This window comes from Streptomyces celluloflavus, assembly GCA_000720995.1.
Classification (GTDB): domain Bacteria; phylum Actinomycetota; class Actinomycetes; order Streptomycetales; family Streptomycetaceae; genus Streptomyces; species Streptomyces celluloflavus.
In genome coordinates, this window is sequence record JOEL01000009.1 from 64161 (window position 1) to 87491 (window position 23331).

Here is a 23331-nt window from a genome sequence, read left to right on the forward strand (position 1 = left end):
GCGCCCCGTCGGCCGCGGGCGGCGGGGCGCTGTCGGTGCCCGCCGCTACGCTCCCTCGTATGGCTGTCACTACGTCCCCGCAGACGCCGATCCCGGTCGGCGAGGTGTCCCGGCTCATCGGCGGATGGATCGACCGGCTCGGCGCGGTATGGGTCGAGGGGCAGATCACCCAGCTCTCCCGGCGCCCCGGCGCGGGCGTGGTCTTCCTGACGCTGCGCGATCCGTCGCACGACATCTCGCTGAGCGTGACGTGCTACCGCCAGGTCTTCGACAAGGTCGCCGACGTGGTGAGCGAGGGCGCCCGGGTGGTGGTGCACGCCAAACCGGAGTGGTACGCCCCGCGCGGCCAGCTGTCGCTGCGGGCCGCCGAGATCAAACCGGTCGGGGTGGGTGAACTGCTCGCGCGGCTGGAGCAGTTGAAGAAGTCGCTGGCGGCCGAGGGGCTGTTCGCGGCGGACCGCAAGAAGCCGCTGCCGTTCCTGCCGCAGCTGATCGGGCTGGTCTGCGGCCGGGCCAGCGCCGCCGAGCGCGATGTGCTGGAGAACGCCCGGCTGCGCTGGCCCGCCGTCCGCTTCGCGGTGCGCAATGTGCCGGTGCAGGGGGTGCATGCGGTGCCGCAGGTGATCGAGGCGGTCAAGGAGCTGGACGGGCTGCCCGAGGTGGACGTGATCATCGTGGCGCGGGGCGGCGGCAGCGTGGAGGACCTGCTGCCGTTCTCCGACGAGCGGCTCGTCCGGACGGTGGCCGCGGCGCGTACACCCGTCGTCTCCGCGATCGGCCACGAACCGGACACCCCGCTGCTGGACCTCGTCGCCGACCTGCGCGCGTCCACGCCCACCGACGCGGCGAAGAAGACCGTCCCGGATGTCGGCGAGGAGCTGGCCCGCATCCAGCAGTTGCGGGAGCGGGCGCTGCGGGCGGTGACCGGGTTCCTGGAGCGCGAGGAGCGGGGGCTCGCGGCGGCGCTGCACCGCCCGTCGATGGAGCGGCCGCAGCGCATGGTGGAGGACCGCGAGGAGCAGGTCGCGGCGCTGCTGGCGCGCGGCCGGCGGACCCTGGGGCATCTGCTGGACCGGGCGGATTCGGAGCTTTCGCACACGCTGGCGCGGGTGGTCGCGCTCTCCCCCAAGGCGACCCTGGAGCGCGGCTACGCGGTGCTCCAGAAGCCGGACGGGACGGCGGTGCGCGCACCGTCGGAGGTCGGCGCGGACGAAGAATTGCGGGCCCGGGTGGCGGAGGGCGAGTTCCGGGTGCGGGTGGCCGGCGTCCCGGGCGCTGTCACACCCCCCGCATAGGGTGGGGGACATGGCGAAGGCGAAGACGGACGACGCGGCGAAGGCGGAGCAGGGGGCGGCGGCCGGCGCGCGGGCCGAGGCGGCATCCGCGGAATCCCCCCTCGGCTACGAGCAGGCGCGGGACGAGCTGATCGAGGTCGTCCGCAGCCTGGAGGCGGGCGGCACGACCCTGGAGGAGTCGCTCGCGCTGTGGGAGCGCGGCGAGGAGCTGGCGAAGGTCTGCCGGCGCTGGCTGGACGGCGCGCGGGCCCGGCTGGACGCGGCGCTGGCGGAGTCGACGGGCGCGGCGGGGGAGGGCGGGGAGCGCGCGTAACGGCGGGCAGGGCGCGGAGCGGTCCCCGGCCGGGGACCGCCGGAGCGGCGTACGCGACCCCGGCGCGGCGATGGTGCACCACCGGGCGGCCACCTCACGCACACCCCACACGGGCGCTTCACGCATGCGCCCCTCCCCTGCATGCGTCCACCTCCCGCACGCGGGCACCTCACCGCTCCCTCCGCGCGCCCCTCACCTCCACGGCCACCCAAAGATGAATGGCATGTGAACACACTCACAGCTGGCGCCGTTTTAGTTGAAAGTTAATACATCTCCGCTACAGTGGTCCCGTGACGCCCCCCCCAGGCGCCGCCCGCAGGACCGAAAAGCCCCCTGAAACCCAGTTGAACCCGAGGTGCCCCCATGTCTCTCACCCTTGACGCCGCCGCTCAGGACCTCCTGTTCCGCGAGGCCCAGACCGCGAACACGTTCACGGACGAGCCGGTGACGGATGAGCAGATCCAGGCCATCTACGACCTGGTGAAGTACGCACCGACCGCCTTCAACCAGTCGCCGCTGCGCATCACCCTGATCCGCTCCGAGCAGTCCCGTCAGCGCCTGGTCAACCACGCCATGGGCGCCAACGGCCCGAAGACGCTGAGCGCGCCGCTGACCGTGCTGCTCTCCGTGGACCTCGACTTCCACGAGAAGCTGCCGACGCTCTTCCCGCACGCCCCCGGCGTCAAGGACGCGTTCTTCTCCGAGCTCGCCACCCGCGAGGCGGCCGGTTCCCTGAACGCCACGCTCCAGGCCGGCTACCTCATCCTCGGCATCCGCGCCGCCGGTCTGGCCGCCGGCCCGATGACCGGCTTCGACTTCGGCGGCATCGACAAGGACTTCTTCGGCGACGGCAAGCAGAAGTCGTTCCTGGTCATCAACATCGGCAAGCCGGGCGCCGACGCCTTCTTCCCGCGCTCGCCGCGCCTGGCCTTCGACGAGGCCGTCGCCACCGTCTGAGCCCCGCCCACCGGCCGTGCCCACCGGCCATGCCGAGGGCACGGCCACGGGCACCACGGACGACGAGGCCGCCGCACCCCTCCCGGGTGCGGCGGCCTCGTCGCGTTGTCGTACGGGATCCCCGTTGTCGTACGGGACCGGCACCGGCCCGTACGCCCCTCCCCCGTCAGCCCTTCTTCGCCTCCAGGGAGGCGGCCAGTTCCGCGAGCCTGCCGTACGGTGCGGTGCCGGTGACGACCGTGGTGACGCCCGGCTCCTCGCGGACCAGGGCGTTGTACTTCTCGCCCTTGTAGCGGTCCCACTTCGCGCCGCCGACGGCCTGCTTGCCCTCGGCCTTCTCCGCGCCCAGCGTGACGTCCTTGATGAACTTCGCCGCGGGCGCGTCGCTCTGCTCGATCGCCGCGTACTCCTGCTCCGGGTCCAGCATGCCCAGGTGCCAGGCGCCGCCCTTGCCGTCGTTGCTCGCCTTGTACGAGACGGACGTGGCGCGCCAGCTCTCGGGCAGCCCCTTGGGCACGGCGACCGGGTACGGCGCCGCGCGCCGGGCCGTCGCCACCTCGACCCGGTAGTCGACCGTCTGCACCGCCTTCTGCTCGGCGGACGGACTGTCGTTGTGCGGGATGAAGAAATAGACCGCCGCGACGACGACACCGATCGCCGCCAGCGACAGGATCATGTCCCGCACCGTTTGCTTGCCTCGCGTACCTGCCACGCACCTATCGTCCCCCATGCCCCCCGCGCACCGGACGGACCCCCCGGGCAGGTCCCCCGACTGCCCGGCCGATCGCACGCACACGGCTCCCACCAGGCCGTACGGGCCGGGGGCGGGCGGCCTTGACGCCGCTCATGCGTAGGGCCCCCTGCTCATTTTCGCGCGGTACCGATAAAGTCAGAGACAAAACCTCACCATTTCCGGCCGTCGCCGTACAGAAAGGTGCGCTCGATGACCGAGCATCATCTCCCGTCCCCCCTCGAGGTCAGCCCCGAGGCCCCCGACCGCAACCTCGCCCTGGAACTGGTCCGGGTGACCGAGGCCGGCGCCATGGCGTCGGGCCGCTGGGTCGGCCGGGGCGACAAGAACGGCGCGGACGGTGCGGCGGTCAAGGCCATGCGGGCCCTGATCCACACCGTGTCGATGAACGGCGTCGTGGTCATCGGGGAGGGCGAGAAGGACAACGCCCCGATGCTCTACAACGGCGAGCGGGTCGGCGACGGGACCGGCGCGGAGTGCGACGTGGCCGTGGACCCGGTCGACGGTACGACGCTGACCGCCAAGGGCATGGCCAACGCGGTCTCCGTGATGGCCGTCGCCGAGCGCGGCTCGATGTTCGACCCGTCCGCCGTCTTCTACATGGACAAGCTCGCCACCGGCCCCGAGGCCGCCGACTTCGTCGACATCACCGCCCCGGTCGCGGTGAACATCCGCCGCATCGCCAAGGCCAAGCGGTCCGCCGTCGAGGACGTCACCGTCGTCATCCTGGACCGGCCCCGCCACGACGGCCTGGTCAAGGAGGTCCGGGAGGCCGGCGCCCGGATCAAGTTCATCTCCGACGGCGATGTCGCGGGCGCGATCATGGCGGCCCGCGAGGGCACCGGCGTCGACCTGCTGCTGGGCATCGGCGGCACCCCGGAGGGCATCATCGCGGCCTGTGCGCTCAAGTGCCTGGGCGGCACCCTCCAGGCCCGGCTGTGGCCCAAGGACGACGCGGAGCGCCGGCGCGCCCTCGACGCCGGCCACGACCTCGACCGGGTCCTCCAGATCGACGATCTGGTCAGCGGCGACAACGTCTTCTTCGTCGCCACCGGTATCACCGACGGCGATCTGCTGCGCGGGGTGCGCTACCGCGCCGAGACCGCCACCACCCAGTCCCTGGTGATGCGCTCCAAGTCCGGCACGATCCGCCAGATCGACTCCGAGCATCGCCTCTCCAAGCTCCGCGCGTACAGCTCGGTGGACTTCGAGCGCCCCAGCTAGCCGGTACGGGCGCCGGGCCGGTGCGGACACGCACTCGGTACTCCGGCAGCGGCCGTTGCGTACACACACTTCGCCCCCGTCGGAGGATCTCCGGCGGGGGCGAAGTGCCGTACCGACCTGTCCGGTCCGTACGGTCGGCGGAACGACAGCGCGGGCGGCGTGGCGGCGGAGCCGCGGTCAGCCCGCTGCGGGCATATGGGCCGCGCGCTGGAGCTCGGCCTCCCGCCGCCGGCGACGGGCCAGCACGACCCGGCGCTCGGCCGCGGTCAGCCCGCCCCAGACGCCGTACGGCTCCGGCTGGAGGAGTGCGTGCTCCCGGCACTCGACCATCACCGGACAGCGGGCACAGACCCGTTTGGCGGCTTCCTCCCTGGCCAGGCGGGCGGCGGTCGGCTCCTTGGACGGGGCGAAGAACAGCCCGGCTTCATCCCGACGGCACACCGCCTCCGAATGCCAGGGGCCGGCCTCGGCGCGAGCGGGAACTCGCTGAGGCGGAACGACAGTGGCGTCCTGCCGGGGCTGATGCGGTAGCAGCACGGTCTACTCCTGACGACGGCTTCGGCGAGAAAATCACCCTTGTCCGTCTCGCTGCGCACGACTTTTCGCACCCCGCAGCCGTACGAGAGACGATGCACCAGCCCTACCCGCTGTACGCACGCTTATGCATACGGTGGCGATCGGGCAGCCGCCGCGCCGGCCGCCGCACCCCTCAGCGGTAGCGGTCGCGGCGCTCGCGCCGGGCGTCCCGCAGCCGATCGCGGAGGTCCCGGTGGTCGTCCCACACGGCGTGCCGCTCGCGCCGGGCGTCCCGCATCTGGTCGCGCAACTCGTCGCGGAGCTCCCGCCGGTCGTCCCGCAGCTGAGTGTGCCGCTCGCGCCGCTCCTCGCGCCACCGGTCGCGCAGATCGCGGATCCAGGCGCCGCGCCGGGGCTTGGCCTCGACGCTGCCCAGCACGGCGAAACCGTTGACCATCACCAGCGGGGCGTCGTCGTCCCCCGCCTCGTGCGTCTCGACCTCGAAGGAGCCCAGCACACCGGAGCCGTTGCTGCGCAGCGTGACGTTCTCCGGCACCCGGATCTCCACGCTGCCGAAGATGGAGGTGGCGTTGATCTGTATCTGCTGCTGCGGGAAGAGCGCCTCGGTCAGATCGATCTCCACACTGCCGAAGATCGCGACGGCGTTGATCCGCGCGGGCACCTGCCAGCGGCCCTTACGGGTCGAGGCGCTGAAGACCGCCACCAGATTCTGGTCCGGGCCCGTGGCGCCGCCGCCGGACGGGGCCGCCACGGGGGCGGACTGCGGACGGCTCGCCGTACCCGCCGCGGGCAGGTCGCGCACGACGGGCTCAAGCTCGCCCAGGGTCTTGGCGCGGTAGACCACGTCGATCCGCTCGGCGTGCTCCTCCGGATCCAGCCGGCCCTCCGCCAGCGCCTCGCGCAGGATCTCGGCGATCCGGTCGCGGTCGGCGTCGGAGGCGCGGAGGTCTCCCCCGGCCGCCCCCGGGGGCGCCGCCGCCTCGGCCACGGGCCGGACCGGATTCACCGGCTGCCCGTCCCGCTTGTCGAGGGGTACGGCCGGGGATGAGGAGTTCGACTTCCGATTGTCTGCGCTGTCCACCACCCCAGCCTAGCGAAACGCGATAGATCGCGACTAGGGGAACGGGAAAGTCCGGCTGTCCGCGAACTGAGCCTTACCTCACAGCGGCGGCCGTCCGCCAGGGTTCTACGCTGTTCTGGCGCTGCCGCAGCTGCCAGCCGAAGCCCCCGTCGAGTGAGGAACGCCCGTCATGCCCCCCGCCTCCCGCACCGCATTCGCCTATACCGATCTGCTCCCGGTAGGCCAGGACAACACCCCGTACCGCCTGGTCACTTCGGAGGGTGTGAGCACCTTCGAGGCCGACGGCCGTACGTTCCTCAAGGTCGAACCGGCGGCGCTGCGCAAGCTGGCCGCCGAGGCGATGCACGACATCTCGCACTATCTGCGCCCGGCCCACCTCGCCCAGCTCCGCAAGATCCTGGACGACCCCGAGGCCAGTGCCAACGACCGCTTCGTCGCGCTCGACCTGCTCAAGAACGCCAATATCGCGGCGGCCGGGGTGCTGCCGATGTGCCAGGACACCGGCACCGCGATCGTGATGGGCAAGCGCGGTCAGCAGGTGCTGACCGAGGGCGGTGACGAGGCGGCCCTCTCGCACGGCATCTACGACGCCTACACCGAGCTGAATCTGCGCTACTCGCAGATGGCCCCGCTGACCATGTGGGACGAGAAGAACACCGGCTCCAACCTGCCCGCCCAGATCGAGCTGTACGCGACCGACGGCGACGCCTACAAGTTCCTCTTCATGGCCAAGGGCGGCGGCAGCGCCAACAAGTCGTTCCTCTACCAGGAGACCAAGGCGGTCCTCAACGAGGGCGCCATGATGAAGTTCCTGGAGCAGAAGATCCGTTCGCTCGGCACGGCCGCCTGCCCGCCGTACCACCTGGCGATCGTCGTCGGCGGCACCAGCGCCGAGTACGCGATGAAGACCGCCAAGTACGCCTCCGCGCACTACCTGGACGAGCTGCCGGGCGAGGGCTCCCCCACCGGCCACGGCTTCCGGGACAAGGACCTGGAGCAGAAGGTCTTCGAGCTGACGCAGAAGATCGGCATCGGGGCGCAGTTCGGCGGCAAGTACTTCTGCCACGACGTCCGGGTCGTCCGGCTGCCCCGGCACGGCGCGTCCTGCCCGGTCGCCATCGCCGTCTCCTGCTCCGCGGACCGCCAGGCCGTCGCGAAGATCACCGCCGAGGGCGTCTTCCTGGAGCAGCTGGAGACCGACCCGGCGCGCTTCCTCCCGGAGACCACCGCCGAGGAGCTCACCAAGGGCGCGGGCCCCGACCTCGACGCCGTACGCATCGACCTCAACCGGCCGATGGACGACATCCTGGCCGAGCTGACCAGGCACCCGGTCAAGACCCGGCTCTCGCTGACCGGCACGCTGGTCGTCGCCCGCGACATCGCGCACGCGAAGATCAAGGAGCGGCTGGACGCGGGCGACGAGATGCCGCAGTACCTCAAGGACCACCCGGTCTACTACGCGGGCCCCGCCAAGACGCCCGAGGGCTACGCCTCCGGGTCCTTCGGCCCGACGACCGCGGGCCGGATGGACGCGTACGTCGAGCAGTTCCAGGCGGCCGGCGGCTCGAAGATCATGCTCGCCAAGGGCAACCGCTCCCAGCAGGTCACCGACGCCTGCGCCGCACACGGCGGCTTCTACCTCGGCTCCATCGGCGGCCCGGCCGCCCGCCTCGCCCAGGACTGCATCAAGAAGGTCGAGGTCCTGGAGTACGAGGAGCTCGGCATGGAGGCGGTCTGGCGCATCGAGGTCGAGGACTTCCCCGCCTTCATCGTCGTCGACGACAAGGGCAACGACTTCTTCCAGGACCCGGCACCGGCACCGACGTTCACGAGCATTCCGGTGCGACGGGGGGCGTAGCCCGCACGCCACACCCGCACACCACGCACGGCCGTCACCCGCCTGACTCGCGGGTGACGGCCGTTGCGGGTTCGGCGACTCCGCGTACCCCGTACTTTCGGCGCGGCAAGGGCCGGCGGCCCCGGCCGTACCCGGCTGAGCCAAAGAGACAAAGAACGTCGCATACTCCCCCGACGCGGTGCCGCAGCTGCGGCCGGAGCTGTTCCACCCCTGCCCGCGGATACGCCACCCAGGTCATCCGGCCGCCCCCGGGAACAGATCCCCCCTCCCAGGCACTCTCATAGACATGAGCGAACACAGCGATTCCGGTGACTTCGGTGGCTCGGACGGTTCGGACAGGTTCCGGATCGAGCACGACTCGATGGGGGAAGTGCGGGTGCCCGCGCACGCGAAGTGGCGGGCGCAGACGCAGCGGGCGGTGGAGAACTTTCCGGTGTCCGGGCAGCGGCTGGAGCGGGCGCATATCGAGGCGCTGGCGCGGATCAAGGCGGCGGCGGCGAAGGTGAACGCCGGGCTGGGGGTGCTGGACGCGGAGGTCGCGGGGGCGATCCAGGAGGCGGCCGGGGAGGTCGCGGAGGGGCGCTGGGACGAGCACTTTCCCGTCGACGTGTTCCAGACCGGGTCCGGTACGTCGTCCAACATGAACACCAATGAGGTCGTCGCGACGCTGGCGAGCGAGCGGCTGGGGCGGGAGGTGCACCCCAACGACCACGTCAACGCCAGTCAGTCCTCCAACGACGTCTTCCCGTCCTCGATCCATATCGCGGCGACGGCGGCGGTCACCCGGGATCTGATCCCGGCGCTGGAGCATCTGGCGGCCTCGCTGGAGCGGAAGGCCGCGGAGTTCGCGGAGGTCGTGAAGTCGGGGCGGACGCACCTGATGGACGCGACGCCGGTCACGCTGGGCCAGGAGTTCGGGGGGTACGCGGCACAGGTCCGCTACGGCGTCGAGCGGCTGCGGGCCTCGCTGCCGCGGCTGGCCGAACTCCCGCTGGGCGGCACGGCGGTGGGGACCGGTATCAACACCCCGCCCGGTTTCTCGGCCGCGGTGATCGCGGAGGTGGCGCGGGCGACCGGGCTGCCGCTGACCGAGGCCCGCAACCACTTCGAGGCGCAGGGCGCGCGGGACGGCATCGTGGAGACCAGCGGTCAGCTGCGGACCATCGCGGTCGGGCTGACGAAGATCGCCAACGATCTGCGGTGGATGGCCTCCGGCCCGCGCACCGGCCTCGCCGAGATCAGCCTGCCCGACCTCCAGCCCGGCTCGTCGATCATGCCGGGGAAGGTCAACCCGGTGATCCCGGAGGCCGTGCTGATGGTCGCGGCCCAGGTCACCGGCAACGACGCGACGGTGGCGACGGCGGGCGCGGCCGGCAATTTCGAGCTGAACGTGATGCTCCCGGTCATCGCCAGGAACGTACTGGAATCCGTCCGACTGCTCGCCAACGTCTCGCGGCTGCTGGCGGACCGCACGGTCGACGGCATCACCGCGCACGCCGAACGGGCCCGCGAGTACGCCGAATCGTCGCCGTCGGTGGTCACCCCGCTCAACAAGTACCTCGGGTACGAGGAGGCGGCGAAGGTCGCCAAGCGGTCGCTGGCCGAGCGGAAGACCATCCGTCAGGTGGTCATCGAGGGCGGCTATGTCGAGCGCGGACTGCTCAGCGAGGAACAGCTGGACCAAGCGCTGGATGTGCTGAGCATGACGCGTCCGTAACGCCCGGTGCGGTTCAGGTCACGGCGCGCGTCACCCCGCGCCCCTAAGATCTGTGCATGACAGCGGACATGGTGGATACGGCGGACGGCGGGGCGGTCGGTCCCCGCGGCACGGCCGGTACCCCGCGGCACGCGGTGTCCGGCGCCGCGGGGCGGCCGCGCTGGGCACCCGGGGAGCACATCCTGTGGCGCTACCGCGACAACGCCGCGGGTGACCGGATCCATATCTGTCGTCCGGTGACCGTGGTCCAGGACACCGAGGAGCTGCTCGCGGTGTGGATGGCGCCCGGCACCAGCTGCGTCAAGCCGGTGATCGCCGACGGGACGCCCGTCCACCGCGAGCCGCTGGCCACCCGCTACACCAGACCGCGGCGGACCGTCCGCGACCACTGGTTCGGCACCGGGGTGCTGAAACTGGCCCGGCCCGGCGATCCGTGGTCGGTGTGGCTGTTCTGGGAGCGCGGCTGGCGCTTCAAGAACTGGTACGTCAACTTGGAGGAGCCGCACCGCCGTTGGGCGGGCGGTGTCGATTCGCAGGACCACTTCCTCGATATCTGCGTCTATCCGGACCGGCACTGGGAGTGGCGCGACGAGGACGAGTTCGCGCAGGCGCAGCGGGACGGGCTGATGACGGCCGGGCAGGCCGCCGGGGTCCGGGCGGCCGGCCGCGCCGCGCTCGCGCGTATCGCGGCGTGGGAGGGCCCGTTCGGCGACGGCTGGGAGGGCTGGCGGCCCGATCCGGCCTGGCCGGTGCCCCCGCTCCCGGAGCACTGGGACCGGTTCCCGGGGACCGGGGATCACGCCACGGGAACGCGGGCGGACCGCGCGCCGGAGGGTTTGCGGTAGTGAGCGAGTGAAGTGCGGCAAAGGACGGTGAGTGAACCGGCGAACCGTGGAAAGGTGCGCTATGGGCAAAGCTGGTTCTCGCGCCGTGCGGAGCGGGGCCGGGGATGTCTTGGGCCGGGTCGGACGGCGTACCGTCGCCCTGATCCACAAGACACTCCCGATCCCCCTTGCTGCGCCGGGGGGCTTCAAACGTAGGATCGTCCTCCACAAGACTGCACAGGCGCAACTCCAGAACTGGAAACCGAACTTGACCGCGGTCGCAGGAGGGGCGAGGTCGTGAGCGCTGCAAGCTACGACGGATACGAGGGCCTGAACCGGTTAGCACTCGACCGGGCCGGCCAGGCCGAGGCGTTCGACGCGATCGGTGACCGGTACGACGAGGCGTTCCCGCACAAGGAGGGTCAGCTCGCCTCGGGCGAGTGGCTGGCCGGCGCGCTGCCGGCCGGCTCGCGCGTGCTGGACCTCGGATGCGGTACGGGTCAGCCGACCTCCCGTCAGCTGTCCGACGCCGGGCACCGGGTGGTGGGGGTCGATCTCTCCCCCACCATGGTCAAGCTGGCCCGGGACAACGCCCCGGACGCCGAGTTCCACCGGCTGGACATCGCCGATCTGCGCAATGGCAGACTCGGCGGCGCCGGCTCCTTCGACGGCATCACCGCGTTCTTCTCCCTGCTGATGCTGCCGCGTGCGGAGATTCCGTGCGCGCTGCGGATGCTGCATGATCTGCTGCGACCGGGCGGGCTGCTGGCCCTGTCGATGGTCGAGGCGGACGTGGACGACTTCACCATCCCGTTCCTGGGCAACTCGATCCGGGTATCGGGTTACCTGCGGGACGACCTGCGCCGGGTCGTGCGCGACGCGGGTTTCGACGTCATCGGGGAGGACTCGTATGCGTATGCCCCGGCGAGTACGGACGTACCACCCGAGATCCAGCTCTTTGTGCACCTGCGACGCGCTTGACACGCAGCGCGTCAGGCGCGCAGCCCCGGACGGATGGAATCCCACGCGTGACGGAGCACCCGACCTCCCACGAATCGCGGCAGCCGGCCCCGCCTGCCGCGCCCTCGGCGTCCCCTGCGCGGGGGCCGGCCGGGACGGCGGCGCCGCCGGGCACGGTCCCGGACCCGCGCAGCGCCCTCCAGCAGCCGGCCGCGCCCGGGTGCGCGCCGCTGCCCGGCACGGGGTTCGCCGTGTCCATGGATGACGGCGGCACCGGCGGCGGCCCGGCGGGCGGCGTGCCCGGCGGCGGGTACGGTCCGCAGGGCGCCGGCCGCGCGGGTTCGTCCGGGTGTGCCGGGGCGGCGCTCGCGGCGTCGGCGGGACCGTCCGACGGGCGGGCGGAGGATGAGCCGGTCGTGGGTCACGGCCCGGCGGAGCCCGATGCGGCGGATCAGCACGCCGCGGTGGAGCGTGATGCGGTGGCAGAGGATGTGGCGGGCCGTGCTGCGGCAGCTCGCGAGGAAGCGGAGCACGCCGCGGCGGACGGCGGCGGGACGGATCACAGCGCCGCGGGGCACGCCGCCGTGCGGCACGAGCCGTCCGGGCAGCATCCCGTACCGGCCGACGGTCCGTACGGCGCCCCGTACGCCGGTGGTGCGTACGGCGGCGGCCCCGACGGCCCCGATGCCGGTGTGCACGGCGCGGTGGCCGGGCAGGACGGGCCCGGTGGTGCGCGGGAGGTGCCGGTGACCGGCCGGCCGTCCGGCGCGCCGGACCAGGACCGGGACGGCGCGCCGGGTACGGCGGGCCAGGAGCGGGAGAGCGGTGTGGTGGCGGCCACCCGGGCCATCCGGGCGGCGACCGGGGCGCCGAGCGGCGAGGGCCGGGCGGCGTCCGGCCGCCGTACCGCCCGGCCCGCCGCACCCGGCGCGGTGGGCCGGGCGGAGGCGCCCGAACCGGGTGAGAATCCGCGTCCGGATCAGGATCCGGCGCCCGGCCAGGGCCCGCGCCCGGTCGGTGAGGGCGTCGGCCGCCCGCGCGAGGGCGGCCGGGACCGGTCCCGGCCGCGCGGTGAGCAGCCGTCCGGCCCCCGCGGCGAGCCGGGCGGACGCGGCGGCGGCGCGGGCCGGTCGGCCGGGGAGCCCACCGGGGCGCCCGTGCCCCCGCAGGCGGCCGGGGAGCGGTCCCCGGCGGGCGGGCCGGCCCGGTCGGCGCATCCGCCGCAGCCGGGCGAGAGCGGCGAGCTGGCGGCGGCCCGGCAGGCGGGCGGTGACCGGCTGCGGTTCATCGGGGCGGCGACCCGGCGGATCGCGCGCGGGATAGACCTCGACGAGATCGTCCTCGGTCTGTGCCGGGCGACGGTGCCGACGTTCGCCGACGCGATCCTGGTGTATCTGCGCGACCCGCTGCCGGTGGGCGACGAGCGGCCGACCGGCCCGGTGGTGCTGCGGCTGCGCCGTACCGACCGGATCCCGGAGGAGCCGGACACCAACGGTGTGCGGATGCCGGTGCTGCCCGCCCAGCCGGACCTGGGTCCCGCGATGGGCGGCAGCGCGGCCGAGCTGGCCGAGGTGCGGCCCGGCGGCCCGCTGGCGGAGGTACTGCGCGGGGTGCGGCCGCTGTTCGGGGAGGCGCAGGCCGCGCGGACGGCGCTGCCCGAGCTGCTGGGCGCGGACACCCGGCTGCCCGGCGGCCACCGGGTGGTCCTGGCGCCGTTGCGCGGGCGCCGGCGGGTGATCGGCGCGGCGGTGTTCCTGCGCACACCGGACCGTCCGGCGTTCGAGCCGGACGATCTGCTGGTGGCGGCGCAGCTGGCGACCCACACCGCACTGGGGGTGGACAAGGCGGTGCTCTACGGCCGCGAGGCGTACATCGCGGACGCGCTGCAGCGCACGATGCTGCCGGACTCGCTGCCGCAGCCGACCGGGGTGCGGCTGGCCAGCCGCTATCTGCCGGCCGCCGAGACGGCGCGGGTGGGCGGTGACTGGTACGACGCGATCCCGCGCCCGGCAGCCGGGTGGCGCTGGTGGTCGGCGATGTCATGGGGCATTCGATGACCTCCGCCGCGATCATGGGGCAGCTGCGGACGACGGCGCAGACGCTGGCAGGGCTGGACCTGCCGCCGCAGGAGGTGCTGCACCACCTCGACGAGCAGGCGCAGCGGCTGGGCTCGGACCGGATGGCGACCTGCCTCTACGCGGTCTACGACCCGGTCGCGCACCGGATCGTCATCGCGAACGCGGGGCATCCGCCGCCCGTCATGCTGCATCGGGGCGGCCGGGCGGAGGTGCTGCGGGTACCGGCGGGCGCGCCGATCGGGGTCGGCGGGGTGGATTTCGAGGCGGTGGAGCTGGACGCCCCGGCGGGTGCCACGCTCGTGCTCTACACCGACGGTCTGGTGGAGTCGCGGATCCGGGACGTGTGGACCGGTATCGAGCAGCTGCGGGAGCGGCTGACGGAGACGGCCCGGCTGACCGGTCCCAATCCGCCGCCGCTGGAGCCGCTCTGCGACGAGGTGCTGGACATGCTGGGTCCCGGCGACCGCGATGACGACATCGCGCTGCTCGCCGCCCGGTTCGACGGGATCGCGCCCAGCGATGTCGCGTACTGGTATCTGGACCCGAAGGCGCAGACGGCCGGGCAGGCCCGCCGGCTGGCCCGCCGGGCGCTGTCGCGCTGGGGTCTGGAGGAGCTGACCGATCAGCTGGAGCTGCTGGTCAGCGAGGTGGTGACGAACGCGGTGCGGTATGCGGAGCGGCCGATCACGCTGCGGCTGCTGCGGACCGATGTGCTGCGCTGCGAGGTCGGGGACGATGTGCCGCAGCTGCCGCGGCTGCGCCAGGCCCGGCCGTCCGACGAGGGCGGGCGGGGGCTGTACCTGGTCAACCGCATGACGCGGCGCTGGGGCGCGACCCGGCTGAGCATGGGCAAGGTCGTCTGGTTCGAGCTGTCGATGCCGCCGGGAGCCGGTCGCGGCTGACCGCCGCACCGCCTCGTCGTATGGGCCCCGTCCGTCATCGGATGGGGCCCATGCTGTTGCCGACGGACGGTCGGCATAGTTGACTGCATCATGGATATAAGGGACATAACGACCCCCACTCCAGTCGACCGGACGGGAGGCATCTCACCATGACCAGCCCCGCGCAGAACGTCCCGCGCACGACGAACAACGCCGGTATCCCGGTGGCGAGCGACGAGAACTCGCTGACGGTCGGGCCCGACGGCCCCATCCTGCTCCAGGACCATTACCTGATCGAGAAGATGGCCCACTTCAACCGCGAGCGGGTCCCCGAGCGGGTGGTGCACGCCAAGGGCAGCGGCGCGTACGGCATCTTCCAGGTCACCAACGACGTCAGCCAGTTCACCAAGGCGGACCTCTTCCAGCCGGGCAAGACCACCGAGATGCTGGCCCGCTTCTCGACCGTCGCGGGCGAGCAGGGCTCCCCCGACACCTGGCGCGACCCGCGCGGCTTCGCCTTGAAGTTCTATACCGAGCACGGCAATTACGACCTGGTGGGCAACAACACCCCGGTCTTCTTCGTCCGTGACCCGAGCAAGTTCCAGGACTTCATCCGCTCGCAGAAGCGCCGCCCGGAGAGCGGGATCCGCGACCACGACATGCAGTGGGACTTCTGGACGCTGTCGCCGGAGTCGGCGCACATGGTCACCTGGCTGATGGGCGACCGCGGCATTCCCAAGTCCTACCGCACCATGAACGGCTACGGCTCCCACACCTACATGTGGGTCAACGCCGGCGGCGAGAAGTTCTGGATCAAGTACCACTTCAAGACCGATCAGGGCATCGACTTCCTCACCCAGGAGGACGCGGACCGGATCGCCGGCGAGGACGGCGACTACCACCGCCGTGATCTGTACGAGGCCATCGAGGGCGGCAACGAACCGTCGTGGACGCTGTATGTGCAGGTCATGCCGTTCGCGGACGCCCCGGACTACCGGTTCAACCCGTTCGATCTGACCAAGGTGTGGCCGCACGGCGACTACCCGCTGATCGAGGTCGGCCGGATGACCCTCAACAAGAACCCGGACAACTACTTCGTCCACATCGAGCAGGCGGCGTTCGAACCGTCCAACCTGGTGCCGGGCATCGGCCCGTCCCCGGACAAGATGCTGCTGGGGCGGCTGTTCTCCTACCCGGACACCCACCGGTACCGCATCGGCCCGAACTACGCGCAGCTCCCGCCCAACCGGGCGCACGTCCCCGTCCACTCGTACGCGAAGGACGGCCCGATGCGGTTCGACCCGGCGCGCACGGGTGCGGTGTACGCCCCGAACTCGTACGGCGGGCCGGCCGCGGACACCGAGCGCTTCGGGGAGGCGGCGGGCTGGGCGAGCAGCGGCGAGATGGTGCACGAGGCGTACACGCTGCGCCGCGATGACGACGACTGGGGCCAGCCGGGCACGATGGTGCGCCAGGTCCTGGACGACGCGGCCCGGGACCGGCTGGTCTCCAATGTGGCCGGCCATCTCCGAGACGGTGTGAGCCGTCCGGTGCTGGAGCGCGCGTTCCAGTACTGGCGCAATGTCGACAAGGATCTGGGCGACCGGATCACCAAGAGCGTCAACGGCGGCTGAGCCACCGCGCACAGCACCGCGGCCCCCGCCTGGTGGCGGGGGCCGCGGTGTGGTGCGACGGGCCGTCAGTTCTGGTTGTTGCCGGCTCCCTGGTTACCGCCGCCGTTGCCGTTGCCGCCGCCGTTGCCGTTGCCGTTGCCGCCCGTGGCGTTGCCCCCGCCGTCCGGCGGCGGGGTGCTGCTGGAGGGCGGCGGGCTGCTCGGCGTCTGCTGCGGCGGACTGCTCGGCGTCTGCTGCGGCGGCTGGCTCGGCGGCAGCGAGGAATGCGACGGGGTCTGGCTCGGCGTCTGCTGCGGCGGGGTCGGGGGCGGCGACGGGGTGTTCCGCGGCGGCGGGGTGTTGGCCGGGGGCGCCCCGGCGCCGATGGCGGTTTCGAGGTCGAAGTCGGCGCTGCTGTCGCCGGTCGCGGCCTCGGTGTAGTCGGCCCAGATCTTGGCCGGGTAACCACCACCGTTGACGCGGCCGCCACCGCCGGTGCCCTTGAGCGTCACCTGGGCGCCCTGGGCGATCTTCCCCTCCGTCTTGGCGGCCTCACCGAACATGCCGACCGCGGTGACCAGCTTGGGCGTGTAGCCCACGAACCACGCCGACTTGTTGTCGTCCGAGGTGCCGGTCTTGCCCGCCGCCTTGTAGTCGGCGTTCTCCACGGCCTCCTTGGCCGTACCGTCGTTGACCACGCCCTTGAGGACCGAGGTCAGGGTGTCGGCGGTCTTGCGGCTGAGCACCCGGTCGCCGACCGGGTCCTTGAGCTTGTGCTCCGCCTCGGTGCCGTGCACGGCCTTGGTGACCAGCGCCGGGGTGATCTTCTTGCCGTGCGCGTCGAGCGTGGCGTAGGCCCCGGCCATCTGGAGCGGGCTGGCGCCCATGGTGCCCAGGGTCATGGCGGGCTTGACTTCCATCCTGCTGCCGTCCAGGCCCAGGCTGACCGCGGTCTTCTTGACCTCGTCCAGTCCGACGTCCTGGCCCATCTGCGCGAAGACGGCGTTGACGGAGTTGTTCGTCGCCTCCTGGACGGTGATGTCCCCGTAGGTGCGCTCGTCCTCGTTGGGCGGTGCGAAGGGGATGGTCCCGCCGACGACCGGGCGGCGGTTGCGGCCCGAGTACATCGTGTTCGGCGTGATCGTCGCGCCGTCCTGCGTCTGGGCCTGCTTCTCCAGCGCCGCGGCGAGGATCAGCGGCTTGAAGGTGGAGGCGGGCTGGTAGTCGGCGCGCGTCGCGTTGTTCACGTAGTGCTTGGTGTAGCCCGCACCGCCGTACATCGCCACGACGTGGCCGGTCTCGGGGTCCACCGAGGCGGCGCCGACCTGGGCGTCGGCGTCGACACTGCGCTTGTCGGGGTTGAGGTCGTCGGAGAGCTTGGTCTTGACGGCCTTCTCCAACTCCTTCTGCTTGTCCTGCTGGATGCCGAGGGTGATCGTCCAGCCGCCGGCCGCCAGCTGCTTCTCGTCGACGCCGTCGGCGATCAGCTCGTTCTTGGCCGCCTCGACGAGATAGCCGGTCTGGCCGCCCATACCGGGGAGCGGCTTGGGGGCCTGCGGCTTCTGGAAGGTCTGCTTGGCGCGGTCGGCCGGGGAGAGCCACTTCATCTCGACCATGTTGTCGAGCGTGTAGGCCCAGCGCTCCTGGACCAGCTTCTTACCGGCGTCGGTGGCCTGCGCCCAGTCGTACTGGCTCGGCGCCTGGAGGAGCGAGGCGAGGTAGGCGCCCTGCGAGACGGTGAGCTTGTCGACGTCCACGCCGTAGTACGCCTGGGCGGCGGCCTGGATGCCGTATGCGCCGCGGCCGTAGTAGCTGGTGTTGATGTAGCCGAGGAGGATGTCGTTCTTGTCGTACTTGTTGTCCACCTTGAGCGAGATGACGATTTCCTTGAGCTTGCGGGAAACCGTCTGCTCCTGGCTCAGGAAGTAGTTCTTGACGTACTGCTGGGTGATCGTCGAGCCGCCCTGCTTGCCCTTGCCCTGAAGGGTGTTCAGGACGCCGCGCAGGGTGCCCTTGAGGTCGACGCCGGAGTCGTCGTAGAAGGTCTTGTTCTCGGCGGCGACGAAGGTGTGCTGGACGGGCACGGGGATCCGGTCGAGCGAGACCTTCTCACGGTTGACCGCGCCGACCCGGGCCAGGACCTTGCCGTCGGCGTACTTGTAGACGTTGCTCTGCGCCTCGGCCTCTTTGTTGAACGAGGGTATGTCCACGTAGAGGTACAGGCCGACGAAGGCCAGGATGCCCAGCAGGCACACCCCGAGGAAGGTTCCGAGGATCTTCTTCCAGGTGAAGAACCGGCGTATGCCGCGCTTCTTCTGCTTCGCTCTGCCACGGCGGGTGCTCGCCTGCCGCGCCCGCCTCGCGTCCGCTCGGCCCATCGCTCCAGTAACTCCAGTCGTTCCGCCCCCAATAACTCAGCGGTCGAAGCTAACACCGCATCTGACACCAAATGCTCATCGATCACGGCTTTTCCCTACGTGACAAACAGCACCCGCCACCAGGGAACCGTCGGGCAGGGATTGCGCATCCTGTCCGCCGAGGAGCTAAAGTGTTATCACTTAGATAGGTCGAAGCTAGTAGAGCGAGGCCGGTGCACCACCATGCACCGCCGCCACCAGTCATCGCGTCCCCGGACGCGACACGAGAAACGGGGATCCCCATGTCCGACCAGACATCACCCGGCCGCAGCACCGGCCCCGGCGGCGAGCCCGCCGCCGACGGTCCCGACATGCCGGAGCCGCAGGTCCGCGAGGTGCCCGCGCACAGCATCCCGGGCGGTCTGGCCCTGCTGCTGACCGTGCTCGGGGTGTTCCTCGGGATCGCCATGATCGCCGTCGGCGGCGCGATCGGCTCGGGCGGCAACAACGCGGTGGCCGTACCGCTGATCATCGTCGGCATCCTGCTGCTGCTCGGCTCCCTCTTCTGCATGACCGGGGTGAAGATGGTCGCGCCCGGCGAAGCCCGGGTCATCCAGCTCTTCGGGCGCTACGCCGGCACGATCCGCACGGACGGCCTGCGCTGGGTCAACCCGCTGACCACCGCCACCAAGGTCTCCACCCGGGTGCGCAACCACGAGACCGCGGTACTGAAGGTCAACGACGCCTACGGCAACCCGATCGAACTGGCCTCCATCGTCGTCTGGAAGGTGGAGGACACCGCGCAGGCCCTCTTCGAGGTCGACGACTTCCTGGAGTTCGTCGCCACCCAGACCGAGGCGGCCGTCCGGCACATCGCGATCGAGTACCCCTACGACGCCCACGACGAAGAGGCCCTGTCGCTGCGCGGCAACGCCGAGGAGATCACCGAGAAGCTCGGCGTCGAGCTGACCGCCCGGGTCCAGGCCGCCGGCGTACGGATCATCGAGTCCCGCTTCAGCCACCTCGCCTACGCGCCCGAGATCGCCTCCGCGATGCTCCAGCGGCAGCAGGCCGGTGCGGTCGTGGCGGCCCGTCAGCAGATCGTCGAGGGCGCGGTCGGCATGGTCGAGCAGGCACTGGTGCGCATCAGCGAGCAGGGCATCGTCGAGCTGGACGAGGAGCGCAAGGCGGCCATGGTCGGCAATCTGATGGTGGTGCTCTGCGGTGACCGGGCCGCCCAGCCCGTCCTGAACACGGGCTCGCTCTACCAGTGAGTGCCGACACCCCCGAGGGGTCCGGTGCCGACGGCGACCGGACGCCCGCGCGACGGCCGCAGCAGCGCAAGCAGGTGCTGCTGCGGCTCGACCCGCTGATCCACGACGCGCTCGCCCGCTGGGCGGGGGAGGAACTGCGCAGCACCAACGCGCAGATCGAGTTCCTGCTGCGCCGGGCGCTCACGGACGCGCGGCGGCTGCCCCGGGGCGCGGGCGCGATCCCGCGCCGGGGCCGGCCCCCCAAGGAACCGGAGCCGCCGGCCGCGCCGGGGGCACCCGACGACCGGCACCCCTGACCCCTTCCGGGCCCCGACCGCTCGGGCGGGGCCTGCGGGACGAGCGCCCACCGCACTAGACACCCCGTCTATACACCGAAGGTATACACCTCATGTAGAGTGCGCGACGCGTCCGTTGGACGTTCCCTGTCCACACTCCCGGAGGCTCCCGGATGACCCCGCCCGGTTCCCTGCTAGAAGCCCGTACGCTGCATAAGTCGTACGGACCCACGCCCGCGCTGGACGGCGCGGACTTCACCATCCACCCCGGGGAGGTCGTCGCCGTCATGGGTCCCTCCGGCTCCGGCAAATCGACCCTGCTGCACTGCCTCGCCGGAATCATCCGGCCGGACTCCGGCACCGTCCGCTACGGGGAGCACAACCTGACGACCATGAACGACGCCCGGCGCAGCGCGCTGCGCCGCAGCGATTTCGGCTTCGTCTTCCAGTTCGGCCAGCTGGTCCCCGAACTGACCTGTGTCGAGAACGTCGCGCTGCCGCTGCGGCTGGCCGGCGCCAAGCGCGCGGCGGCGGAGGCCCGGTCCCTGGAGTGGATGGAGCGCCTGGAGGTGGCCGAGATCGGGGCCAAGCGGCCCGGTGAGGTCTCCGGCGGCCAGGGCCAGCGGATCGCCGTCGCCCGCGCGCTGGCCGGCGCACCCCGCGTCATCTTCGCCGACGAACCCACCGGCGCCCTCGACTCCCTCAACGGCGAACGCGTCATGGCCCTGCTGACCGAAGCGGCCCGCGACACCAACGCCGCCGTCGTCCTGGTCACCCACGAAGCCCGGGTCGCCGCCTACTCCGACCGCGAGATCGTCGTCCGCGACGGCGTGGCCCGGGAAATGGCGGGCACCGTATGACCATCCCCGACAACCGGACCGGGCGGCGGAACCCGGGCCCCGGAGGTGCCCCGGCCCTCACGCCCCCCACCGGCGCAGCCGTCTGGGCCCGCGACCTCTCGATGGGTATCCGCTTCGCGGCCGGCGGCGGCCGCGAGGGCTGGACCCGTACGCTGCTGACCGCCGTCGGCGTCGCCCTGGGGGTGATGCTGCTGCTGGTCGCGGCGTCCGTCCCGCACCTCACGAACAGCCGCGCGGAACGCTCCGAGGCCCGTTACCTCGCGCCGACGTCGCACGACCTCAAGCCCTCCCCGGAGACGATGCTGGCCGCCGGCGCCGGGACCGAGTTCCGCGGGGACCCGGTGGGCGGCAAACTGCTGCGCCCCGACGGCGCCCGGCCGCCGCTCCCGCCGGGCGTCGCCGCGCTGCCCGGCTACGGGGAGATGGTGGTCTCCCCCGCGCTGCAGAAGCTGCTCGAATCGCCCGACGGCAAGCTGCTGCGCGAGCGGCTGCCCGGCAAGATAACCGGCACCATCGCCCAGGCGGGCCTGCGGGGCCCCGGCGATCTCTACTACTACGCGGGCAGCGACACCCTGCGCGTATCGGACCCCGGTGTCCAGCGCATCGAGGGCTTCGGCGACCACCGGATCCCCGCGACGATGCCGCCCATCCTCCTCGCCATCGTCATCCTGGCCTGCGTTGTGCTGCTGATGCCGGTGGCCATCTTCATCGCCACCGCGGTCCGCTTCGGCAGTGAGAGCCGCGACCGGCGGCTGGCCGCACTGCGGCTGGTGGGCGCCGATATCCGGATGACCCACCGGATGGCGGCCGGGGAGGCGCTGTTCGGCTCGCTCTTCGGGCTGGTCCTGGGCGCCGTGCTGTACTTCGTCGCCCGGCAGGCCGCCGCCTCGGTCACCGTCTGGGACGTCAACGTCTTCGCCTCCGACATCACCCCGTCCCCGGCGCTCGCCGCGCTGGTCGTCGTCGCGGTGCCGCTCTCCGCCGTGGGCGTCACCCTCCTCGCGCTGCGCAGCGTGACCATCGAACCGCTCGGCGTCGTACGGCACAGCACCGCTCGCCGCCGGCGGGTGTGGTGGCGGGTGCCGCTGCCGATCGCCGGGGTGCTCGTACTGCTGCTGAACGGCAAGATCATGGGAGGACGGGGCACCGTCAATCCCGTCCTGCTCGCCGGTGGCGCGGCGCTGGTGCTGGTGGGCATCACCGTGCTGCTGCCGTGGCTGGTCGAAGCGGTCGTCGGACGGCTGCGCGGCGGCCCGGTCCCCTGGCAGCTCGCCACCCGCCGCCTCCAGCTGAACAGCGGCTCGGCCAGCCGCGCGGTCAGCGGCATCACCGTCGCGGTGGCCGGCGCCATCGCCCTGCAGCTCGCCTTCGCCGCCATTCAGGGCGACTACACGAAGGAGACCGGCCAGGACACCGAACGAGCCCAGATGAGTGTCGCGCTGCCCAGCCGGGACATCGCGACGACCCGGAAGATGATCGAGGACTTCCGGGCCACCACGGGCGTCCTCGGTGTCATCGCCGCCACCGAAACGTCGGTGGTGCGCCCCGGCCCGCCGCCCAACGGCGAGGAGTCCGTGCCGAACGCCAACCTGACCGTCGGCGACTGCCCGAGCCTGCGGGAGATGGCACAGCTGCCCTCGTGCAAGGACGGCGATGTCTTCATCGTCCGGGACGGCACCGACGACTCGTACCTGAAGCAGACCGCGCGGCCGGGTGCCAAGGTGCTCCTCAACTACGACTATTCGATCCAGAAGCCCTCGGGTCCGGCGCGGCTGTGGACCATCCCGAAGTCGGCCCGCGACGTCGCAGCGCGCAAGAACGCCATGGGCAGGGAGACCACCGGGATCTTCGCCACGCCCTCGTCGATCGACATGGCGCAGCTGACCGAGCCCGTCGCCCAAGCCTTCCTGCGGATCGATCCGGCGGTACCGGACGGCATCGAGCACGTCCGCAACACGGCAGCCCGCGTGGATCCGCTGATGCAGGTCGTGACGCTGCGGACCACCGAGCGCGACAAGACGTTCGCCAGCGTGCAGACGGGGCTGCTGGTCGCGTCCACGGCGACCCTGGTGCTGATCGCGGCCAGCCTGCTGGTCGCCACCCTGGAGCAGCTGCGCGAGCGCCGCCGGCTGCTGTCCGTACTGGTCGCCTTCGGCACCCGGCGCGCGACCCTGGGCTGGTCGGTCCTGTGGCAGACCGCGGTCCCGGTCTTCCTCGGGCTGGCGCTCGCGGTCGCCGGCGGCTGCGGGCTCGGGTTCGCGCTGCTGAAACTGATCGGCAAGTCCGCGATGGACTGGTCGGCGGTCTGGCCGCTGCCCGCGGCCGGCGCCGCGCTCGTCCTGCTGGTCACGCTGCTGAGCCTGCCGCCCCTGTGGCGCCTGATGCGGCCGGACGGGCTGCGGACGGAGTGACCCCGCCGCCCCGGGGACCGGTACCCACCGGTCCCCGGGGCCTCCTCTTGCACAGCTATACAGCG

At 71.9% G+C, this 23331-nt stretch carries 17 protein-coding genes and 1 pseudogene; 14 read left to right on the forward strand and 4 right to left on the reverse strand.

The window, feature by feature from the left end; genetic code table 11:
• The first annotated feature begins 59 nt into the window (after positions 1-59).
• The 3 genes from xseA to IH09_RS10375 all read left to right on the forward strand — a co-directional run bounded on the left by xseA (position 60) and on the right by IH09_RS10375 (position 2565).
• Positions 60-1295 (forward strand): exodeoxyribonuclease VII large subunit, encoded by a 1236-nt coding sequence (xseA, locus tag IH09_RS10365; RefSeq protein WP_052855846.1) that lies wholly within the window; start codon positions 60-62, stop codon positions 1293-1295.
• A 10-nt stretch (positions 1296-1305) separates the two neighbouring features.
• Positions 1306-1608: an exodeoxyribonuclease VII small subunit gene (locus tag IH09_RS10370; protein WP_052855847.1), complete on the forward strand. Its 303-nt coding sequence runs from the start codon at positions 1306-1308 to the stop codon at positions 1606-1608.
• Between the two features lie 363 nt (positions 1609-1971).
• Complete coding sequence (locus IH09_RS10375; RefSeq protein WP_052855848.1) at positions 1972-2565, forward strand: malonic semialdehyde reductase; 594 nt, start codon at positions 1972-1974, stop codon at positions 2563-2565.
• A gap of 166 nt (positions 2566-2731) precedes the next feature.
• Here IH09_RS10375 and IH09_RS10380 read toward each other — a convergent pair whose 3' ends face one another.
• The gene (locus IH09_RS10380; protein WP_094791635.1) at positions 2732-3295 is read right to left on the reverse strand and encodes a DUF4245 domain-containing protein; all 564 of its coding nucleotides are present in this window, start codon (positions 3293-3295) and stop codon (positions 2732-2734) included.
• A gap of 213 nt (positions 3296-3508) precedes the next feature.
• Between IH09_RS10380 and glpX the strand changes: the two genes are divergently transcribed.
• Positions 3509-4540: a class II fructose-bisphosphatase gene (gene glpX / locus IH09_RS10385; protein ID WP_052855850.1), complete on the forward strand. Its 1032-nt coding sequence runs from the start codon at positions 3509-3511 to the stop codon at positions 4538-4540.
• 177 nt (positions 4541-4717) lie between these two features.
• Here the strand turns inward: glpX and IH09_RS10390 are convergent, their stop codons facing one another.
• Together IH09_RS10390 and IH09_RS10395 are read right to left on the reverse strand one after the other, a co-directional pair.
• On the reverse strand, positions 4718-5077 hold the full coding sequence (locus IH09_RS10390; protein ID WP_052855851.1) for a WhiB family transcriptional regulator: 360 nt from the start codon (positions 5075-5077) through the stop codon (positions 4718-4720).
• Positions 5078-5249: 172 nt separating this feature from the next.
• Entirely contained in the window at positions 5250-6158 is a 909-nt protein-coding gene (locus IH09_RS10395; protein WP_052855852.1) for a DUF1707 SHOCT-like domain-containing protein, read from the reverse strand.
• A gap of 169 nt (positions 6159-6327) precedes the next feature.
• Here IH09_RS10395 and IH09_RS10400 point away from each other — a divergent pair, with 169 nt between their 5' ends.
• From IH09_RS10400 to IH09_RS10425, 6 genes and pseudogenes are all read left to right on the forward strand, one after another.
• On the forward strand, positions 6328-8016 hold the full coding sequence (locus IH09_RS10400; protein WP_052855853.1) for a fumarate hydratase: 1689 nt from the start codon (positions 6328-6330) through the stop codon (positions 8014-8016).
• Positions 8017-8302: 286 nt separating this feature from the next.
• A complete protein-coding gene (locus IH09_RS10405) occupies positions 8303-9733 on the forward strand; it encodes a class II fumarate hydratase (protein ID WP_052855854.1) in 1431 nt (476 codons plus the stop codon).
• Between the two features lie 56 nt (positions 9734-9789).
• Positions 9790-10578, forward strand: coding sequence for a cytidylyl-2-hydroxypropylphosphonate hydrolase (gene fomD, locus IH09_RS10410; protein WP_240150864.1), 789 nt, complete (start codon positions 9790-9792; stop codon positions 10576-10578).
• A 276-nt stretch (positions 10579-10854) separates the two neighbouring features.
• Complete coding sequence (locus IH09_RS10415; protein WP_052855855.1) at positions 10855-11538, forward strand: class I SAM-dependent DNA methyltransferase; 684 nt, start codon at positions 10855-10857, stop codon at positions 11536-11538.
• An 806-nt stretch (positions 11539-12344) separates the two neighbouring features.
• A pseudogene (locus tag IH09_RS36910) lies at positions 12345-14497 on the forward strand (SpoIIE family protein phosphatase).
• Positions 14498-14646: 149 nt separating this feature from the next.
• Positions 14647-16110, forward strand: a complete 1464-nt coding sequence (locus IH09_RS10425; protein WP_052855856.1) for a catalase — start codon at positions 14647-14649, stop codon at positions 16108-16110.
• Between the two features lie 65 nt (positions 16111-16175).
• Here the strand turns inward: IH09_RS10425 and IH09_RS10430 are convergent, their stop codons facing one another.
• Positions 16176-18467, reverse strand: coding sequence for a transglycosylase domain-containing protein (locus tag IH09_RS10430; protein WP_052855857.1), 2292 nt, complete (start codon positions 18465-18467; stop codon positions 16176-16178).
• Positions 18468-18748: 281 nt separating this feature from the next.
• On the opposite strand from IH09_RS10430, the gene IH09_RS10435 reads away from it, so the two are divergent.
• From IH09_RS10435 to IH09_RS10450, 4 genes are all read left to right on the forward strand, one after another.
• Positions 18749-19720: an SPFH domain-containing protein gene (locus IH09_RS10435; protein ID WP_052855858.1), complete on the forward strand. Its 972-nt coding sequence runs from the start codon at positions 18749-18751 to the stop codon at positions 19718-19720.
• Entirely contained in the window at positions 19717-20016 is a 300-nt protein-coding gene (locus IH09_RS10440) for a hypothetical protein (protein WP_052855859.1), read from the forward strand. Before IH09_RS10435 ends, IH09_RS10440 begins: the two co-directional genes overlap by 4 nt.
• Before the next feature lie 152 nt (positions 20017-20168).
• Positions 20169-20855: an ABC transporter ATP-binding protein gene (locus tag IH09_RS10445; RefSeq protein ID WP_052855860.1), complete on the forward strand. Its 687-nt coding sequence runs from the start codon at positions 20169-20171 to the stop codon at positions 20853-20855.
• Positions 20852-23266 (forward strand): FtsX-like permease family protein, encoded by a 2415-nt coding sequence (locus IH09_RS10450; protein WP_052855861.1) that lies wholly within the window; start codon positions 20852-20854, stop codon positions 23264-23266. The genes IH09_RS10445 and IH09_RS10450 overlap by 4 nt, the downstream gene beginning before the upstream one ends.
• Positions 23267-23331 lie beyond the last annotated feature (65 nt).

Coding starts and splice junctions, on each gene's coding strand:
- IH09_RS10445 (WP_052855860.1), top strand. CDS start 20,169: ATGACCCCGCCCGGTTCCCTGCTAGAAGCCCGTACGCTGCATAAGTCG.
- IH09_RS10370 (WP_052855847.1), top strand. CDS start 1,306: ATGGCGAAGGCGAAGACGGACGACGCGGCGAAGGCGGAGCAGGGGGCG.
- IH09_RS10430 (WP_052855857.1), bottom strand. CDS start 18,467: ATGGGCCGAGCGGACGCGAGGCGGGCGCGGCAGGCGAGCACCCGCCGT.
- IH09_RS10425 (WP_052855856.1), top strand. CDS start 14,647: ATGACCAGCCCCGCGCAGAACGTCCCGCGCACGACGAACAACGCCGGT.
- IH09_RS10450 (WP_052855861.1), top strand. CDS start 20,852: ATGACCATCCCCGACAACCGGACCGGGCGGCGGAACCCGGGCCCCGGA.
- IH09_RS10435 (WP_052855858.1), top strand. CDS start 18,749: ATGTCCGACCAGACATCACCCGGCCGCAGCACCGGCCCCGGCGGCGAG.
- IH09_RS10375 (WP_052855848.1), top strand. CDS start 1,972: ATGTCTCTCACCCTTGACGCCGCCGCTCAGGACCTCCTGTTCCGCGAG.
- IH09_RS10380 (WP_094791635.1), bottom strand. CDS start 3,295: ATGGGGGACGATAGGTGCGTGGCAGGTACGCGAGGCAAGCAAACGGTG.
- IH09_RS10400 (WP_052855853.1), top strand. CDS start 6,328: ATGCCCCCCGCCTCCCGCACCGCATTCGCCTATACCGATCTGCTCCCG.
- fomD (WP_240150864.1), top strand. CDS start 9,790: ATGACAGCGGACATGGTGGATACGGCGGACGGCGGGGCGGTCGGTCCC.
- glpX (WP_052855850.1), top strand. CDS start 3,509: ATGACCGAGCATCATCTCCCGTCCCCCCTCGAGGTCAGCCCCGAGGCC.
- xseA (WP_052855846.1), top strand. CDS start 60: ATGGCTGTCACTACGTCCCCGCAGACGCCGATCCCGGTCGGCGAGGTG.
- IH09_RS10405 (WP_052855854.1), top strand. CDS start 8,303: ATGAGCGAACACAGCGATTCCGGTGACTTCGGTGGCTCGGACGGTTCG.